General features: G+C 66.8%; 16 protein-coding genes. 11 read left to right on the top strand and 5 right to left on the bottom strand.

Going from position 1 to position 16,031, the window contains the following annotated elements; all coding sequences use genetic code 11:
- Positions 1 to 3 precede the first annotated feature (3 nt).
- Positions 4 to 870 (top strand): NUDIX hydrolase, encoded by an 867-nt coding sequence (locus LXE91_RS02900; protein WP_039345991.1) that lies wholly within the window; start codon positions 4 to 6, stop codon positions 868 to 870.
- Positions 871 to 943: 73 nt separating this feature from the next.
- On the top strand, positions 944 to 1,828 hold the full coding sequence (gene purU, locus LXE91_RS02895) for a formyltetrahydrofolate deformylase (protein WP_039345989.1): 885 nt from the start codon (positions 944 to 946) through the stop codon (positions 1,826 to 1,828).
- A gap of 125 nt (positions 1,829 to 1,953) precedes the next feature.
- Here the strand turns inward: purU and LXE91_RS02890 are convergent, their stop codons facing one another.
- Complete coding sequence (locus tag LXE91_RS02890) at positions 1,954 to 3,039, bottom strand: AI-2E family transporter (protein ID WP_039345986.1); 1,086 nt, start codon at positions 3,037 to 3,039, stop codon at positions 1,954 to 1,956.
- A 248-nt stretch (positions 3,040 to 3,287) separates the two neighbouring features.
- Positions 3,288 to 6,173 (bottom strand): excinuclease ABC subunit UvrA, encoded by a 2,886-nt coding sequence (uvrA, locus tag LXE91_RS02885; protein WP_039345985.1) that lies wholly within the window; start codon positions 6,171 to 6,173, stop codon positions 3,288 to 3,290.
- Between the two features lie 274 nt (positions 6,174 to 6,447).
- On the opposite strand from uvrA, the gene LXE91_RS02880 reads away from it, so the two are divergent.
- From LXE91_RS02880 to LXE91_RS02840, 9 genes are all read left to right on the top strand, one after another.
- On the top strand, positions 6,448 to 7,635 hold the full coding sequence (locus LXE91_RS02880; RefSeq protein ID WP_039345983.1) for an MFS transporter: 1,188 nt from the start codon (positions 6,448 to 6,450) through the stop codon (positions 7,633 to 7,635).
- 101 nt (positions 7,636 to 7,736) lie between these two features.
- Positions 7,737 to 8,294 carry a single-stranded DNA-binding protein gene (locus LXE91_RS02875; RefSeq protein ID WP_021162583.1) on the top strand — a complete coding sequence of 186 codons (558 nt, stop codon included), beginning with the start codon at positions 7,737 to 7,739 and terminating at the stop codon, positions 8,292 to 8,294.
- Between the two features lie 120 nt (positions 8,295 to 8,414).
- The gene (gene mug / locus LXE91_RS02870) at positions 8,415 to 8,963 is read left to right on the top strand and encodes a G/U mismatch-specific DNA glycosylase (RefSeq protein WP_039345979.1); all 549 of its coding nucleotides are present in this window, start codon (positions 8,415 to 8,417) and stop codon (positions 8,961 to 8,963) included.
- A complete protein-coding gene (locus tag LXE91_RS02865) occupies positions 8,950 to 9,573 on the top strand; it encodes a DNA-3-methyladenine glycosylase (protein WP_039345976.1) in 624 nt (207 codons plus the stop codon). The genes mug and LXE91_RS02865 overlap by 14 nt, the downstream gene beginning before the upstream one ends.
- Positions 9,574 to 9,674: 101 nt before the next feature.
- Positions 9,675 to 10,439: a ParA family protein gene (locus LXE91_RS02860; RefSeq protein WP_039345972.1), complete on the top strand. Its 765-nt coding sequence runs from the start codon at positions 9,675 to 9,677 to the stop codon at positions 10,437 to 10,439.
- A 501-nt stretch (positions 10,440 to 10,940) separates the two neighbouring features.
- Positions 10,941 to 11,525 carry a TIGR01841 family phasin gene (phaP, locus tag LXE91_RS02855; protein WP_039345969.1) on the top strand — a complete coding sequence of 195 codons (585 nt, stop codon included), beginning with the start codon at positions 10,941 to 10,943 and terminating at the stop codon, positions 11,523 to 11,525.
- A gap of 293 nt (positions 11,526 to 11,818) precedes the next feature.
- Entirely contained in the window at positions 11,819 to 13,000 is a 1,182-nt protein-coding gene (locus tag LXE91_RS02850; protein ID WP_046543590.1) for an acetyl-CoA C-acetyltransferase, read from the top strand.
- Between the two features lie 219 nt (positions 13,001 to 13,219).
- Positions 13,220 to 13,963, top strand: a complete 744-nt coding sequence (gene phbB / locus LXE91_RS02845) for an acetoacetyl-CoA reductase (RefSeq protein WP_039360206.1) — start codon at positions 13,220 to 13,222, stop codon at positions 13,961 to 13,963.
- A 114-nt stretch (positions 13,964 to 14,077) separates the two neighbouring features.
- A complete protein-coding gene (locus LXE91_RS02840; RefSeq protein ID WP_278068111.1) occupies positions 14,078 to 14,317 on the top strand; it encodes a hypothetical protein in 240 nt (79 codons plus the stop codon).
- A 53-nt stretch (positions 14,318 to 14,370) separates the two neighbouring features.
- Here LXE91_RS02840 and LXE91_RS02835 read toward each other — a convergent pair whose 3' ends face one another.
- From LXE91_RS02835 to LXE91_RS02825, 3 genes are read right to left on the bottom strand one after another with little or no spacing between them, the layout of a single operon-like run.
- Positions 14,371 to 14,670 carry a hypothetical protein gene (locus LXE91_RS02835; RefSeq protein ID WP_039360203.1) on the bottom strand — a complete coding sequence of 100 codons (300 nt, stop codon included), beginning with the start codon at positions 14,668 to 14,670 and terminating at the stop codon, positions 14,371 to 14,373.
- Positions 14,671 to 14,702: 32 nt separating this feature from the next.
- Positions 14,703 to 15,212, bottom strand: a complete 510-nt coding sequence (locus tag LXE91_RS02830; protein WP_039360200.1) for a hotdog family protein — start codon at positions 15,210 to 15,212, stop codon at positions 14,703 to 14,705.
- On the bottom strand, positions 15,212 to 16,027 hold the full coding sequence (locus tag LXE91_RS02825) for a beta-ketoacyl synthase chain length factor (protein ID WP_039360197.1): 816 nt from the start codon (positions 16,025 to 16,027) through the stop codon (positions 15,212 to 15,214). Before LXE91_RS02825 ends, LXE91_RS02830 begins: the two co-directional genes overlap by 1 nt.
- Positions 16,028 to 16,031: the final 4 nt, after the last annotated feature.

Genomic DNA, 16,031 nt, shown 5'->3' with positions numbered 1-16,031 from the left:
GCGATGACGTTTCCGTGCATTGCGGCCGCGCGCCGCTTCGATCCGGCCGCGCACCTGCGTTTCGAGATCGCCGGCCAGGCGGTCGGCTGGGTGCGCCGCCAGGACGTTGCGATGCTCGCCCGCTGGCCCGACGTGTTCGAGCTGACCGACGAGCGCGTCGTGCTGTCGGCGCGCTACGACTCGGTCGACGCGCGCAGCATGGCGCTGGCGAGCGCGATCGGCGCGCTCGCGGCCGAAGGCGCGATTCCCGGCTGGCGCGACGAGATCTACGCGATCCGCAACCGCTTCGACGATCCGCCGCTCGCGTATATCGAGCGCGCCGCGTCGCGTTTTTTCGGTACGCAGACTTACGCGGTGCATCTGAACGGCATCGTAGAATATGCGGCTGCACCGGGCGAGCCGCCCGCCGCTGCCGCGCCGCAGATGTGGCTCGGCCGCCGCAGCGAGACCAAGGCAACCGATCCCGGCATGCTCGACAACGTCGTCGCGGGCGGGATCGGCTGGGGGCTGGGCGTTCACGAGACGCTCGCGAAGGAATGCTGGGAAGAAGCCGGCATTCCGGCCGAACTGGCCGCGCGCGCGATCGCCGGCCGCGCGGTGCAGGTGCTGTGCTCGCTGCCGGAAGGCACGCAGTCCGAACTGATCTTCGTGTACGACCTGCCGCTGCCGCGCGACTTCGCGCCGCGCAACCAGGACGGCGAAGTGGCCGAGCACCTGCTGGCCGGTGTGCCCGAGGTGATCGGCTGGCTGCGCGCCGGCCGCGCGACAATGGATGCGAGCCTCGCGACGCTCGATACGCTGCTGCGCCACCGCTGGATCCCGGCGGCAGACGCGGCGGGCATCGACGCCCTGTTCGCACCGGCCGCGTGACGCGTGCCGCGCACGCAGCCTGGCGGTGCGAACGGGCAATTTGACGAATACGGAAACGAAGGGAGTAGCGGTCATGCCGACCGATCACAGCTTTATCTTGAAACTGTCGTGCCCCGACCGGCACGGCATCGTCCATGCGGTCTCGGGCTTCCTGTTCGAGCGCAGCAACAACATCCTCGATTCGGCGCAGTTCGGCGACAGCCGCACCAGTGAATTCTTCATGCGCGTGCACTTCGAGCAGGACGGCGGCGGCGCGGATGCCGCGTCGGCGCTCGACACGCTTCGCAAGGAATTCGCGCCGCTCGCCGAACAGTTCTCGATGCGCTGGGAGCTGCATGACGCGGCCGTGAAGCCGCGCGTCGTGATCATGGTGTCGAAGATCGGCCACTGCCTGAACGACCTGCTGTTCCGCTATCGCACCGGCCAGCTGCCGATCGAGATCCCGGCGATCGTGTCGAACCACAAGGAGTTCTACCAGCTCGCCGCGAGCTACAACATCCCGTTCCATCACTTCCCGCTGATCGGCGGCTCGTCCGATGCCGCGAAGGCCGCGCAGGAAGCGCGCGTGCTGGAAGTGATCGATGAGCACCAGGCCGATCTCGTGGTGCTCGCGCGCTACATGCAGATCCTGTCGCCGAACCTGTGCAAGCAGCTCGCCGGCCGCGCGATCAACATCCACCATTCGTTCCTGCCGAGCTTCAAGGGCGCGAAGCCTTACTATCAGGCGTTCGACCGTGGCGTGAAGCTGATCGGCGCGACCGCGCACTACGTGACGACCGATCTCGACGAAGGCCCGATCATCGAGCAGGAAGTCGAGCGCGTCGACCACAGCATGACGCCCGACCAGCTGACCGCGATCGGCCGCGACGTCGAATGCGTGACGCTTGCGCGCGCGGTGAAGTGGCACGTCGAGCACCGGATCGTGCTGAACGGGACGAAGACGGTCGTGTTTCGCTGATTCGGCGGGCGCCGGATGGCCTGGCCCCGGCCGGCCGCCGGATCGCCGGCCCCCCCAAAACAAAAACGCCGCGCCCTTCTCGGGGCGCGGCGTTTTTTTATCGCTGCGCTGGCGGCCGGGCTGCTTCAGATCAGCCGCAGCAGGTACAGCTCGCGTTTCACGTACGCGTAGAAGATCGGCGCGGCGATCACGCCCGGCAGCCCGAACGCGGCCTCCATGATCAGCATCGCGAGCAGCAGCTCCCAGGCGCGCGACTCGATCTGGCCGCCGATGATCTTCGCGTTCAGGAAGTATTCGAGCTTGTGGATGATCACGAGGAACGCCAGCGACGCGATCGCGGTGCCCATGCTGACCGACAGCGACACGGCGACGATCAGCGTGTTCGAGATCAGGTTGCCGATCACGGGCAGCAGGCCGACGATGAACGTGACGAGCACGAGCGTTTTCGACAGCGGCAGCCGCTGGTGGAAGATCGGCAGCGCGACGAGCAGGTAGATGCCGGTGAACGTCGCGTTGATCGCCGAGATCTTGATCTGCGCGAACACGATCCGGCGGAAAGCGTCGGCGAAGCGCGACACGCGCGTGACGAGCGCGGTGGACAGCGGACGACGCACCTTGCCGTGTTCGACGCCGATCGCGATCATCGCGCCGATGATCATCCCGAACAGCACGTGGCCGAAGCCGCGCGCGACGCTCTTGCCGCTTTGCTGGAGCTGGTCCATGTGCGAGTGCATCAGCACGGCAGCCTTCGTCTTCATCTGCTCGACGTCGACGGGCAGCAGGTTCGCGATCCAGGCCGGCGTGCGGGCGCGGGTCTGCTCGACGATCTGCATCAGCTGGTCGAGCAGGCTTTGCAGGTTCGGCACCGTGCGCTCGAAGTGTTCGATGATGCCGATCGTCAGGCCCGTCAACGCGCCGACGATCGCGATCGACAGCAGCACGACGGCGACCCAGCGCGCGCGCATGCTCGTGGTGTGGCGCTCGATCACGGGGGCGATCGTGTGAATCAGCTGGTAGACCAGCAGGCCGGCCAGCAACCCGCCGAGCAGCTTGAGTTCGATCACGAGCCACATCGCGAGGATCGCGAACGCATAGCTGCCGATCTCGAGTGCCGACAGCTTCGGCAGGCTGAAGTCGCTCGTCAGCCGCACGCTGCGCAGGTGCGGTTCGCGATTCTGCGCATCGCGCGACGAGTCTGGTTGCTTCTCCATCGTGGATTCCTGTCGTTCGTGTGTCATGCCGCGGAATGCGCGGCAGAGCCGTGTTCGCCCGGCGCCGCACCGGATTGGTGCGTACGGCGAACCTTACGACCGTAAAGTATAGCCGCCATTATGGTCCGCATCGGGGCCGTTTGGCGCATGGTGTAAACGCAGGAGGGAAAACGAGAATGGGGGGCCGGTTCGGCGGTGCGCAAGGGCGCGCGGCCGGACGGCCGCGCGCGGGAGGCAGGCGGGACGCGTCAGCCGGCCGCGACCTTGCGGGCCGTGCGCTTGAGCAGCGGCGCGAGATATTTGCCGGTAAAGCTCGCCTTCGTTTTCGCGACCTGCTCGGGCGTGCCCTGCGCGATGATCTGGCCGCCGCCGGCACCGCCTTCGGGGCCGAGGTCGATCACCCAGTCGGCCGTCTTGATCACGTCGAGGTTGTGCTCGATGATCACGACCGTGTTGCCCTGGTCGCGCAGCCGGTGGATCACTTCCAGCAGCAGTGCGATGTCGTGGAAGTGCAGGCCGGTGGTCGGCTCGTCGAGGATGTACAGCGTGCGGCCGGTGTCGCGCTTGGAGAGCTCGAGCGACAGCTTCACGCGCTGCGCCTCGCCGCCCGACAGCGTCGTGGCCGACTGGCCGAGGCGGATGTAGCCGAGGCCGACGTCGAGCAGCGTCTTCAGCTTGCGCGCGATGACCGGCACCGCGCTGAAGAACTCGTACGCATGCTCGACCGTCATGTCGAGCACTTCGCTGATGTTCTTGCCCTTGTACTGCACTTCGAGCGTTTCGCGGTTGTAGCGCTTGCCGTGGCACACGTCGCACGGCACGTAGACGTCCGGCAGGAAGTGCATTTCCACCTTCAGCACGCCGTCGCCCTGGCACGATTCGCAGCGGCCGCCCTTCACGTTGAACGAGAAGCGGCCTGGATCGTAGCCGCGCTCCTTCGAGGTCGGCACGCCGGAGAACAGCTCGCGGATCGGCGTGAACAGGCCCGTATACGTGGCCGGGTTCGAGCGCGGCGTGCGGCCGATCGGCGACTGGTCGACGTTGATCACCTTGTCGAAGTGCTCGAGGCCCTCGATCGCCTCGTGCGGCGCCGGCTCGGCCGACGAGCCGTACAGGTGGCGCGCGACCGCGTGGTACAGCGTGTCGTTGATCAGCGTCGACTTGCCGGAGCCCGATACGCCGGTGATGCAGGTCAGCAGGCCGACCGGCAGCTCCAGGTCGACGTGCTTCAGGTTGTTGCCGTGCGCGTCGACGATGCGCAGCATCCGCTCGGGATCGGGGGCAAGCCGCTCGTCCGGGTACTCGATCGTGCGCTTGCCGACCAGGTACTGGCCGGTGAGCGACTGCGGGTTCGACTGCACCTGCTTCGGCGTGCCCTCGGCCACGATCACGCCGCCGTGCTCGCCGGCGCCCGGGCCCATGTCGACGACGTAGTCGGCCGTGCGGATCATGTCCTCGTCGTGCTCGACGACGATCACCGAGTTGCCGAGGTCGCGCAGGTGCTTGAGGGTCGCGATCAGGCGGTCGTTGTCGCGCTGGTGCAGGCCGATCGACGGCTCGTCGAGCACGTACATCACGCCCGTGAGGCCCGAGCCGATCTGCGACGCGAGCCGGATGCGCTGCGCCTCGCCGCCCGACAGGGTTTCCGCGCTGCGCTCGAGCGACAGGTAGTCGAGGCCGACGTTGTTCAGGAAGGTGAGGCGCGCGACGATTTCCTTGATGACCTTGTCGGCGATCTCGCGCTTCGCGCCGTCGAGCGACAGGCCGTCGAAATAGCCGAGCGCGTCGCGCAGCGGCCAGCCGCTGATTTCAAAGATGCCGCGCGCGTAGTCGCCCGTGCCGATCCGCACGTGGCGCGCTTCGCGGCGCAGGCGCGTGCCGTCGCACGACGGGCACGGCTGGTTGTTCTGGTACTTCGACAGCTCTTCGCGCACCGCGACCGAATCGGTCTCGCGGTAACGGCGCTCGAGGTTCGGGATGATCCCTTCGAACACGTGCTCGCGGATCGTCGTGCGGCCGCGCTCGTTGATGTACGAGAACGGGATCGTCTGCTTGCCCGAGCCGAACAGCAGCACCTTCCGGATCTTTTCCGGCAGATCCTCGAACGCGGCGTCGATGTCGAATTCGTAGAACGCCGCGAGACTCTGCAGCATCTGGAAGTAGAACTGGTTGCGGCGGTCCCAGCCTTTCACGGCGCCGGCGGCGAGCGACAGCGACGGGTGCGCGACGACCCGCTTCGGGTCGAAGAACGTGATCTGGCCGAGGCCGTCGCATTCCGGGCACGCGCCCATCGGGTTGTTGAACGAGAACAGGCGCGGCTCGAGCTCCTGCAGCGAGTACGAGCAGATCGGGCACGCGAACTTCGAGCTGAACAGGTACTCGCGGTCGGAGTCCATCTCGAGCGCGATCGCGCGGCCGTCGGCGAGGCGCAGCGCCGTCTCGAACGATTCGGCGAGCCGCTGCTTCATGTCCGGGCGCACCTTGAGACGATCGACGACGACGTCGATCGTGTGCTTGTCGTTCTTCTTCAGCTTCGGCAGCGACTCGACCTCGTAGATCTTTGCGACGCCTTCGTTCGCGGCGCCGCCGCCCGAGCGCACGCGAAAGCGCACGAAACCCTGCGCCTGCATGTCCTCGAACAGCTCGGCATGCTCGCCCTTGCGGTCCGCGACGACGGGCGCGAGGATCATCAGCTTGGTTTCCTCGGGCAGCGCGAGCGCGGCGTCGACCATCTGCGACACGCTCTGCGCTTCCAGCGGGATGTCGTGGTCGGGGCAGTACGGCGTGCCGACACGTGCGAACAAAAGTCGCAGGTAGTCGTGGATTTCCGTGACCGTGCCGACGGTCGAACGCGGGTTGTGGGACGTCGCCTTCTGCTCGATCGAGATCGCCGGCGACAGGCCTTCGATCAGGTCGACGTCGGGTTTCTCCATCAGCTGCAGGAACTGGCGGGCATACGCGGACAGGCTTTCGACGTAGCGGCGCTGGCCTTCGGCATAAAGGGTATCGAACGCGAGCGACGACTTGCCCGACCCGGACAACCCGGTAATCACGATCAGCTTGTGGCGCGGCAGGTCGAGATTGACGTTTTTCAGGTTGTGGGTACGCGCCCCACGGATGCGGATCTGTTCCATGAGCCTGGCGAAAATGGAGGGAACCAAACCTGCTACTATAACGGCTTTTCGAGGCCGTCGTTTGGGGTCCCCAGCCTTAGCAGCAGGTGGCAGCAAGATGGCGCCTGCGCCGGGAAAAGTGGCCGCAGCGGCCGCGCCGCGCGGTTCCGGGCGGCCTGCGGGCTGCCTGAATCCTGCCCCGACGTGTTGCCGGCCAAGCCTCCCGGGCCACTGGTCCTGATCTTCCGCCGCCCGGTGTCGGGCGGACATTCCGATCATTCGAAATTCATTCCCGATGTCCAATCCGTCTGCCACGTCTTCCCGCATGACCGCGCCCGAATTGCGCGCGACCACGTCGCTCGCGGCGATCTTCGCGCTGCGCATGCTCGGCCTGTTCATGATCATGCCGGTGTTCTCGGTCTACGCGAAAACCATCCCGGGCGGCGACAACGTGCTGCTCGTCGGCATCGCGCTCGGGGCCTACGGCGTCACGCAGTCGCTGTTCTACATCTTCTACGGCTGGGCGTCCGACAAGTTCGGACGCAAGCCGGTGATCGCCACGGGCCTCGTGATCTTCGCGATCGGCAGCTTCGTGGCCGCGTCGGCGCACGACATCACGTGGATCATCGTCGGCCGCGTGATCCAGGGGATGGGCGCGGTGTCGTCCGCGGTGCTCGCGTTCATCGCCGACCTGACCTCCGAGCAGAACCGCACGAAGGCGATGGCGATGGTCGGCGGCTCGATCGGCGTGTCGTTCGCGGTCGCGATCGTCGGTGCGCCGATCGTGTTCCACTGGGTCGGGATGAGCGGGCTGTTCGCGATCGTCGGCGTGCTGTCGATCCTCGCGATCGGCGTCGTGCTGTGGATCGTGCCCGATGCGGCCAAGCCGGTGCACGTGCCCGCGCCGTTCGGCGAGGTGCTGCACAACGCCGAGCTCCTGCGCCTGAACTTCGGCGTGCTGGTGCTGCACGCCACGCAGACGGCGCTGTTCCTCGTCGTGCCGCGCCTGCTCGTCGACGGCGGCCTGCCGGTCGCCTCGCACTGGAAGGTCTACCTGCCGGTGATGGGGCTCGCGTTCGTGATGATGGTCCCGGCGATCATCGCCGCGGAAAAACGGGGCAAGATGAAGCCGGTGCTGCTCGGCGGCATCCTGGCTATCCTGATCGGCCAATTGCTGCTGGGCAGCGCGCCGCATACCATCCTGATTGTGGCTGCGGTTCTTTTCGTCTACTTCCTCGGCTTCAACATCCTGGAAGCGTCGCAGCCGTCGCTCGTGTCGAAGCTTGCGCCCGGTTCGCGCAAGGGTGCGGCCACGGGTGTTTACAACACCACGCAGTCGATCGGGCTCGCGCTCGGCGGCATCGTGGGCGGCTGGCTGCTGAAGCACGGGGGCGCCAATACGGTGTTCTATACGTGCTCGGGGCTCGTTGCCGCGTGGCTTATAATCGCGGCCAGCATGAAAGCGCCGCCGCGCAAGGCCTGAACTTACTTCGGGCAGGCGCCGGCGACTTTCGCCGGCTTGCCCGGCGGGCCGCACCGACAGCATGAGCGGGCGGCCCGGCATCGAATTTACTGGAGAAACACATGGCATCCGTCAACAAGGTCATCCTCGTCGGCAATCTCGGCGCCGATCCTGAAGTCCGTTACCTGCCGAGCGGCGACGCGGTTGCGAACATCCGTCTCGCGACGACCGACCGTTACAAGGACAAGGCTAGCGGCGATTTCAAGGAAATGACCGAGTGGCATCGCGTCGCGTTCTTCGGTCGCCTGGCGGAAATCGTCAGCGAGTACCTGAAGAAGGGTTCGTCGGTCTATATCGAAGGCCGCATCCGCACGCGCAAGTGGCAGGGTCAGGACGGCCAGGATCGTTACTCGACCGAAATCGTCGCGGACCAGATGCAGATGCTCGGCGGCCGCGGTGGTGCGGGCGGCGGCGGTGGCGGCGGTGACGAAGGCGGTTACGGCGGCGGCTACGGTGGTGGTGGTGGCGGCGGTCGTGGCGAGCAGATGGAGCGTGGCGGTGGCGGCGGTGGTCGTGCCGGCGGCGCGGCGCGTGGCGGTGCAGGCGGCGGCGCGCAAAGCCGTCCGAGCGCACCGGCAGGCGGCGGCTTCGACGAGATGGACGACGATATTCCGTTCTGATCGGCAAGCCCGCATCCCGCATCACGATGGGCCCGAACGTCCGAGTCAAGCCAGTTGCTTGGCCCGGGCCTTCGGGCCTTGTTTCGTGTGCGTCGATGTTCCTTGCGCGCGAGGCAAACCGTGGCTGACGAACTTCCCGACCTCATCGCTCCGCATCTCGACGTGCTGTTTTGCGGGATCAATCCAGGCCTGACCGCGGCCGCGACCGGGCATCACTTCGCAGGGAGAAGCAACCGTTTCTGGCGCGTGATCCATCTCGCGGGCTTCACGCCGGTGGAAATCCCGCCGCAGGACGATCGCGCGATTCTTCAATATGGCTGCGGCCTGACCGCGGTGGTGAAGCGGCCGACCGCGAGCGCCGATCAGCTTTCGCGCGCGGAATTCACTGCCGCGGCCGAGGAGTTCGACCAAAAGCTGGCGTGCTACGCGCCGCGCTTCGTCGCCTTTCTCGGCAAGGCGGCGTACTCGGCGCTTTCCCGTCAGCGAGAAATCGAGTGGGGGCTGCAACCGGCCCGCATGCAGGGGGCAAGCGTCTGGGTGCTGCCCAATCCGAGCGGGCGGAACCTCGCGTTCAGTCTCGACGAGCTGGTCGACGCATACCGTCAGCTTCGTCTGCAGGCGAAGGCCGTTTCCGGTCTTCAACCGGAGCGGCAGGATGCGGCGCAGTGAAACGGCGCCTCGGTGGCCGGGCACCGTGCTGCCCCGCGCATTCTTCAACCGGCTCGCCACCGACGTCGCGCCGCAACTGCTGAACAAGATCCTTGCCGCCACGGACGGCCGCGCCGGGCGGATCGTCGAAGTGGAGGCCTATGCCGGTGCGATCGACCCGGCCGCGCATACCTATCGCGGCAAGACGCCGCGCAATGCGACGATGTTCGGGCCGCCCGGGCACCTGTATGTCTATTTCACCTATGGCATGCACTGGTGCTGCAACTGCGTGTGCGGCCCGGATGGCGCGGGAACGGGCGTGCTGATTCGCGCGCTCGAGCCGCTGCACGGGCTCGAGCAGATGCGTGCGGCACGGCCGCCGCAGACGCGCGATCGCGACCTGTGCCGGGGGCCGGCGCGGCTGACCCAGGCAATGGGGATCACCGGCGCGCAGGATGGTGTCGACCTGAGCGGTGCGCACGAAGGGTTCGCGATCGTCGACGACGGCGTCGCGCCGCCCGCCGATCCGGCAGGCGGGCCGCGCATCGGCATTCGTGTCGGCACGCATCTGCCGTGGCGCTGGAGCGTGCCGGGCAACCTCTACGTATCAGGGCCAGTGACGCGCCGCTGATACACCCCGTGCCGGGATGCGCACAATTCGACCTGCGTCACGCGGCCGCCATTATTGACCGGCTAAGCTTGCCTTTTCGACGTTTGGATCGAGGAGACACCATGCGGCGGGTCGTATTCAACCAGAAGGGCGGCGTGGGCAAATCGACGATCGTCTGCAACCTGGCGGCGATCAGCGCGAGCGAAGGGCTGCGTACGCTCGTCATCGATCTCGATGCGCAGGCGAACTCCACGCGCTATCTGCTCGGCGACGCCGCAGCCGACGCGCAGCCCGGTGTCGCCGATTTCTTCGAAACCGCGCTGACCTTCAACTTCCGTCCGGTCGACGTCGCCTCGTTCATTCATCCGACCCCGTTCGAAGGGCTCGACGTGATGCCCGCGCATCCGGAGCTCGACACGCTGCACGGCAAGCTCGAGTCGCGCTACAAGATCTACAAGCTGCGCGACGCGCTGAACGAGCTCGATACCTACGACGCCGTGTACATCGACACGCCGCCCGCGCTGAATTTCTATACGCGCTCGGCGCTGATCGCGGTCGAGCGCTGCCTGATCCCGTTCGACTGCGATGATTTTTCGCGCCGTGCGTTGTACACGCTGCTCGAGAACGTGAAGGAAATCCAGCAGGACCACAACGCGGCGCTCGAGGTGGAAGGGATCGTCATCAACCAGTTCCAGCCGCGGGCGAGCCTGCCGCAGCGGCTGGTCGACGAACTCGTCGAGGAAGGGCTGCCGGTGCTCGCGTCGAGGTTGTCGGCGTCGGTGAAGATCCGCGAGTCGCATCAGCAGTCCAAGCCGGTGATCCATCTGGAACCCGGGCACAAGCTTGCGCAGGAGTTTCTCGCGCTGCATCGCGAACTGGCCGGCTGATCTCGCGCCAGCCTGATGGAGACACGGCCGCTTCACGCGGCCGTTTTTCATCACGACCAGCAATTCATCCGATCATTGATTTTGAGATTAATAATCCCGAAAACGATTTCATAATAAATCCAGAAAAAACGATTACATAAGCGACCGCTCCATTTTCAATGTGCCCCGGTTTTCTAATAAACGGAATAATGAATTGGTAAATGTTGCGCGACGTCATGATCCGCTATCCTGTAAAAAGGTAAAATGCATTGCGGGACAGAGTGACGCGCGGCCTCGTCTGCGATGTCGGCGCATCACGGGTTCCAGCGGTCACTTCGAATCAAAATAAGGGTTTACACCTAGTATTAATGCCATTTAATTGACAATTAATCGATCTAGAATGGGTTCCTTCAACTTCCCGCACTCAAATAAGTGACGGGTTGCCAATAAGGAAGCCCGCTGTCGATCCGGCTTCCAATTTTCTTTACGTCGTCTCTCGCATTGCTAACAGGAGCGTGCCCGATGTCCGTATTTGCCCCCGAAAAACTCAACGCCGAATATCAATCCGGTATCGCCGCGTGGTTTGCGATCGCCCGTCCGGCGATCCAAGGTTTCGAGGCTGTCGTCGAACTCAACCTGCAAGCGGCCCGGACGGCGCTCGAGGAATACGAGGACAAGCTGAAGAACGCATTCAACAGCAGCAACCCGGCCGCGGGTTTCGCGCAGCAGGTCGCCGCACCGCAGGAAGCGGCCGGCAAGGCCGTGTCGTACGGCCGCCATCTGTTCGACATCGCCGTGTCGACGCAGTCCGAATGGGCGAAGGTCGCGCAAGCGCAATACGAACAGAACGACAAGCGCCTGAAGGAAGTGCTCGGCGAGCTGTCGAAGCATGCGCCGGCCGGCTCGGCACCAGTGGTGGCCGCGCTGAACTCGGCGCTGTCGGCGGCGACTGCCGCGGCCGACTCGGTTCGTGCTGCGACGGGCCAGGCGATCGAAGCCGCGCAGAGCGGTTTCGATGCGGTCAGCGAAACGGCCACGCGTGGCGCGAAGCAAACGGCTGCCGCCGCACGCAAGGACACCGCGGCCGCACGCGAATCGGCTGCGTGATCGCGTAGCCACGCAAGCACGTGTCGCGCTTGGTCGCGACACGATTGATCGGCGCCGGATGGCGCCGGACGCCGCGTGTGCCGCGTGGCCGTCCGGCGAACCACCGGTTTGCCGCAAGACGTCGGTGAACCGGCGAGCCATACCGGTGTGCCGCCCGTTCGAACGGACGGCGCGCGCCGTATGGCGGCGTGCGACCGCTATCGAGCCGAATGGCCCGGGATGCGCGATCGCCAGCCGAGGTCGGCACGCGCCGGCGTCAGATCGACCAACTGATTTCGATGCAGGAACTGGACATGACGGACGTAGTGATCGTATCGGCCGCGCGGACCGCGGTCGGCAAATTCGGCGGTTCGCTTGCGAAGATTGCGGCGCCCGAGCTGGGCGCGACGGTGATTCGCGCGGTGCTGGAGCGTGCGGGCGTGAAGCCCGAGCAGGTCAGCGAAGTGATCATGGGCCAGGTGCTGACGGCCGGTTCCGGGCAGAACCCGGCACGGCAGGCGCTGATCAAGGCCGGGCTGCCGAATGCCGTGCCGGGGATGACGATCAACAAGGTGTGCGGCTCGGGCCTGAAGGCCGTGATGCTGGCGGCGAACGCGATCGTCGCGGGCGATGCCGAGATCGTGATCGCGGGCGGGCAGGAGAACATGAGCGCGTCGCCGCACGTGCTGCCGGGCTCGCGCGACGGGTTCCGGATGGGCGACGCGAAGCTGGTCGACACGATGATCGTCGACGGCCTGTGGGACGTGTACAACCAGTACCACATGGGCATCACGGCGGAGAACGTCGCGAAGGAATACGGGATCACGCGCGAAGAGCAGGACGCATTCGCGGCGCTGTCGCAGAACAAGGCGGAAGCCGCGCAGAAGGCCGGCCGCTTCGACGACGAAATCGTGCCGGTGGCGATTCCGCAACGCAAGGGCGAGCCGCTGCAGTTCGCCACCGATGAATTCGTGCGTCACGGCGTGACGGCGGAATCGCTGGCCGGGCTGAAGCCGGCGTTCTCCAAGGACGGCTCGGTGACGGCGGCGAACGCGTCGGGGCTGAACGACGGTGCGGCGGCGGTGCTGGTGATGTCGGCGCAGAAGGCGGCGGCATTGGGCCTGACGCCGCTGGCGCGGATCAAGGCGTACGCGAACGCGGGCGTGGATCCGAGCGTGATGGGCGTGGGCCCGGTGCCGGCCTCGCGCCGTGCGCTGGAGCGGGCGGGCTGGACGCCGGGCGACCTGGACCTGATGGAAATCAACGAGGCGTTCGCGGCGCAGGCGCTGGCGGTGCACAAGCAGATGGGCTGGGACACGTCGAAGGTGAACGTGAACGGCGGGGCGATCGCGATCGGGCACCCGATCGGCGCGTCGGGCTGCCGGATCCTGGTGACGCTGCTGCACGAGATGGCCAAGCGAGACGCGAAGCGCGGGCTGGCGTCGCTGTGCATCGGCGGCGGGATGGGTGTCGCGCTCGCGGTCGAGCGCGCGTGAGCCGGGTCTGACGGCTCGTTCCGCGAGCGGCGCCCGCCGGCGTACGCTCGCGGGCGAAGCGGTTTTCGCGCACGACAAGCAGTCAACAACAAGCGCGAGGTGCCGGTGCGTGCCGCGCCCGAGACGCGGGCGGCTGCGCATCGAAGCGGTGGGGCGGCAACCTGAGCGACGCCGCCGCTCCCGCCTTGATCGATTACTTTTTTGTCGGTAATTAATAGGATGACTAAGCGAATTGCAGTAGTGACTGGTGGAATGGGCGGCCTCGGCGAAGCGGTCAGCATCAGGTTGAACGACGCGGGCCACCGGGTAGTCGTCACGTATTCGCCGAACAACACCGGTGCGGACCGCTGGCTGACCGAGATGCACGCGGCCGGCCGCGCGTTCCACGCGTACCCGGTGGACGTGGCCGATCACGATTCGTGCCAGCAATGCATCGAGAAGATCGTGCGGGACGTCGGCCCGGTCGACATTCTCGTGAACAACGCGGGCATCACGCGCGACATGACGCTGCGCAAGCTCGACAAGGTCAACTGGGACGCGGTGATCCGCACCAACCTCGATTCCGTGTTCAACATGACGAAGCCGGTCTGCGAAGGCATGGTCGAGCGCGGCTGGGGCCGCATCGTCAACATCTCGTCGGTGAACGGCTCGAAGGGTTCGGTCGGTCAGACCAACTACGCGGCCGCGAAGGCAGGCATGCACGGCTTCACGAAATCGCTCGCGCTCGAGATCGCGCGCAAGGGCGTGACGGTGAACACGGTGTCGCCGGGCTACCTCGCGACGAAGATGGTCACGGCGATCCCGCAGGACATCCTCGACTCGAAGATCCTCCCGCAGATTCCGGCGGGCCGGCTCGGCAAGCCCGAGGAAGTCGCGGCGCTGGTGGCTTACCTGTGCTCGGAGGAGGCCGGCTTCGTGACGGGCTCCAATATCGCGATCAACGGTGGCCAGCACATGCATTGACGCGTGGCGGCCCGGCGCGCCGGCGGCGTGCGCGCACCTGCCGGGCCATGTTCTGCACTATCCAGTGCCGGGGCGGCGGCAGGCGCCGCTTCGGCTTCGCATTCCGGAGAAGGCATGGGCGATACCTGGATGGGACTCGCAATCGGCGGCACGGCGCTGGCCGTCGCGCTGACGATGGCAGTCTCGCTCTGCTGGCTCGAGCGGCGCCGCGCGCGGCTGCTGCGGAACTTCGACCATCGCGATTGCTGGCTCGTCGCGTACGGCAAGTGCTTCGCGCGCGTGCGGGCCAGCCGGCACGCCGCCTGCGCGGCGCGCGTTGACGGCGGCATTGCGGCAGTGACGCGGCACGCTTGACGAGCGGTCACGCGTCGCGCGCACGCTGCCGGCGATGCGCGCGATGCCCGTGGTCAATCGCTCTTTTCGCTCTTTCCACCCGACTCGCCCGAGTCGTTCTTGTGGAAGATCCGCTTCGTCGTGCGCTTGGTGGCGTCCCAGCCTTCGCGCGACACGTGTGCAACGCCGTGTCCGACCGCCTTCGCGGCGCTCGCGGTCGCGTGGCCGAAGCTGCGGGCCGCCTCGCCGGTCTTGTGCGCGGCTTCCTTCGAATCTCGCTTGATGTCCTGCTTCACTTCCGACATGTCCGCGTGCGCGATCGGGCTGATCAGCGCCAGAACGAGCGCGGTGCCAATGAACTGACGAACTTTCACGACCTGGATTCCTTCCGTTGAGTAAAGCGGCTTCAGCGAGGATTCGCATCGCCGGTGGGTGCCGGGCCCCGGTGAAGCGCGCCGGCTGCCGACGCGTCCAGCATGACCGCGGCGCGGCCGGATAGCAGCACACGATCGCCGCAGCGCAGCGAGAAGCCGTACAGCACCGAACGGGCGTCGCCGCTCACGCGTTCCGCTTCGACGACGATCGGCTGCGCGAACGTGTCGAGCCGGTCGACGAATGCGTCGACGTTGCGCACGCTCGCCAGATAGCCGACACGCGGGCGCGCTTCGTGCGCATGGAGCAGCGCGCCGTGCACGGCCATCGCCTGCGCCGCGTATTCGATTCCGCAGACGGAGGCGAGCCGACCGTGCGAGCGCAGCGGGTTGTGCGGATCGCGGTGGCTCGTCGCGGTGCAGCGGATGCGATCGGCATCCCACGCATCGACCGTATCGAGCACGCACATCGCGCCGTCGTGCGGAATGTGCGCGGCGATCCACGCGTGGTCGAGCGGCGGCGCGAGCGGGATCGTCGCGGTCATCACGCGCGCTCCGCGAATGTATCCGGCATCGCGACGTCGACCTGCACGCGCGTGTCGGCCAGGTAGTCGAGCACGACGCGCGTCGAACGCCGCGCGGCGATGGCGTCGAGCAGCGGCAGCACGCGCGCGGCCGGATTGCCGGCGCGCAGTGCGTCGAGTTCGGCATGCGCGAGCGTCGTGGCGGGGGCGTCGTCGAGCTGCACGTCGATGCGGGCGAGCGCGCGTTCGCTTGCTTCGGGCGCGAGCACGAGTGCCGCGCCGAATGCGTCGCCGATCGGGCGCACCGCGCGCAGCGGTTCCGGATAGTCGGTGTCGTACGCGATCAGCAGGGTCGGCACGCGATCGACCACGACCTGGCACAGGCTTTCCAGCAGGCCGGCGGCAAAGCTGCCGTCGTGCGCGCACAGCACGTTCGACGTTGCCATCGCGCGCGTCGCGATGCTCCAGTAGCCGGCCGGCGCGTTGTGCACGGAGTTGTGGAAGCGCGTCGGCGACAGCTGGCGATCGTCGCCGGCCAGCGTCTCGCAGATCGCGTGGCAATTCTGGCCGTCGCCGCCGGACGCGCTGAACACGGTCGCGAGCATCGCGGCGTCGCGTCCGCTCGCGGCCACCGCTTCGTGGCCGGCCGCGAGTGCCACGCGCACGACGGGGCCGGTGCGGCGTCGCTCGGCCGACGGCAGGCCGGCCGGTGGCGGCAGCTCGGTGCGGGCGGGCGCGTACGGTACGCGGCCCGAGAGCACGTCGGCCGCGTGCGGCCAGTCGGTCAATCCGGGCCCGACGAGGCCGATGCTTTCGATGAAGGCGGTGAGTGTCATGGCG

Source organism: Burkholderia contaminans (assembly GCF_029633825.1).
Classification (GTDB): domain Bacteria; phylum Pseudomonadota; class Gammaproteobacteria; order Burkholderiales; family Burkholderiaceae; genus Burkholderia; species Burkholderia contaminans.
The sequence above is the reverse complement of the archived record's forward strand: the minus strand, read 5'-3'. Positions and strand labels throughout refer to the sequence as shown.

Bases quoted from the DNA above. Each gene is read 5' to 3' on its own strand.
- LXE91_RS02900 (WP_039345991.1), top strand. From the start codon at position 4: ATGACGTTTCCGTGCATTGCGGCCGCGCGCCGCTTCGATCCGGCCGCG.
- purU (WP_039345989.1), top strand. From the start codon at position 944: ATGCCGACCGATCACAGCTTTATCTTGAAACTGTCGTGCCCCGACCGG.
- LXE91_RS02890 (WP_039345986.1), bottom strand. From the start codon at position 3,039: ATGGAGAAGCAACCAGACTCGTCGCGCGATGCGCAGAATCGCGAACCG.
- uvrA (WP_039345985.1), bottom strand. From the start codon at position 6,173: ATGGAACAGATCCGCATCCGTGGGGCGCGTACCCACAACCTGAAAAAC.
- LXE91_RS02880 (WP_039345983.1), top strand. From the start codon at position 6,448: ATGTCCAATCCGTCTGCCACGTCTTCCCGCATGACCGCGCCCGAATTG.
- LXE91_RS02875 (WP_021162583.1), top strand. From the start codon at position 7,737: ATGGCATCCGTCAACAAGGTCATCCTCGTCGGCAATCTCGGCGCCGAT.
- LXE91_RS02865 (WP_039345976.1), top strand. From the start codon at position 8,950: ATGCGGCGCAGTGAAACGGCGCCTCGGTGGCCGGGCACCGTGCTGCCC.
- LXE91_RS02860 (WP_039345972.1), top strand. From the start codon at position 9,675: ATGCGGCGGGTCGTATTCAACCAGAAGGGCGGCGTGGGCAAATCGACG.
- phaP (WP_039345969.1), top strand. From the start codon at position 10,941: ATGTCCGTATTTGCCCCCGAAAAACTCAACGCCGAATATCAATCCGGT.
- LXE91_RS02850 (WP_046543590.1), top strand. From the start codon at position 11,819: ATGACGGACGTAGTGATCGTATCGGCCGCGCGGACCGCGGTCGGCAAA.
- phbB (WP_039360206.1), top strand. From the start codon at position 13,220: ATGACTAAGCGAATTGCAGTAGTGACTGGTGGAATGGGCGGCCTCGGC.
- LXE91_RS02840 (WP_278068111.1), top strand. From the start codon at position 14,078: ATGGGCGATACCTGGATGGGACTCGCAATCGGCGGCACGGCGCTGGCC.
- LXE91_RS02830 (WP_039360200.1), bottom strand. From the start codon at position 15,212: ATGACCGCGACGATCCCGCTCGCGCCGCCGCTCGACCACGCGTGGATC.
- LXE91_RS02825 (WP_039360197.1), bottom strand. From the start codon at position 16,027: ATGACACTCACCGCCTTCATCGAAAGCATCGGCCTCGTCGGGCCCGGA.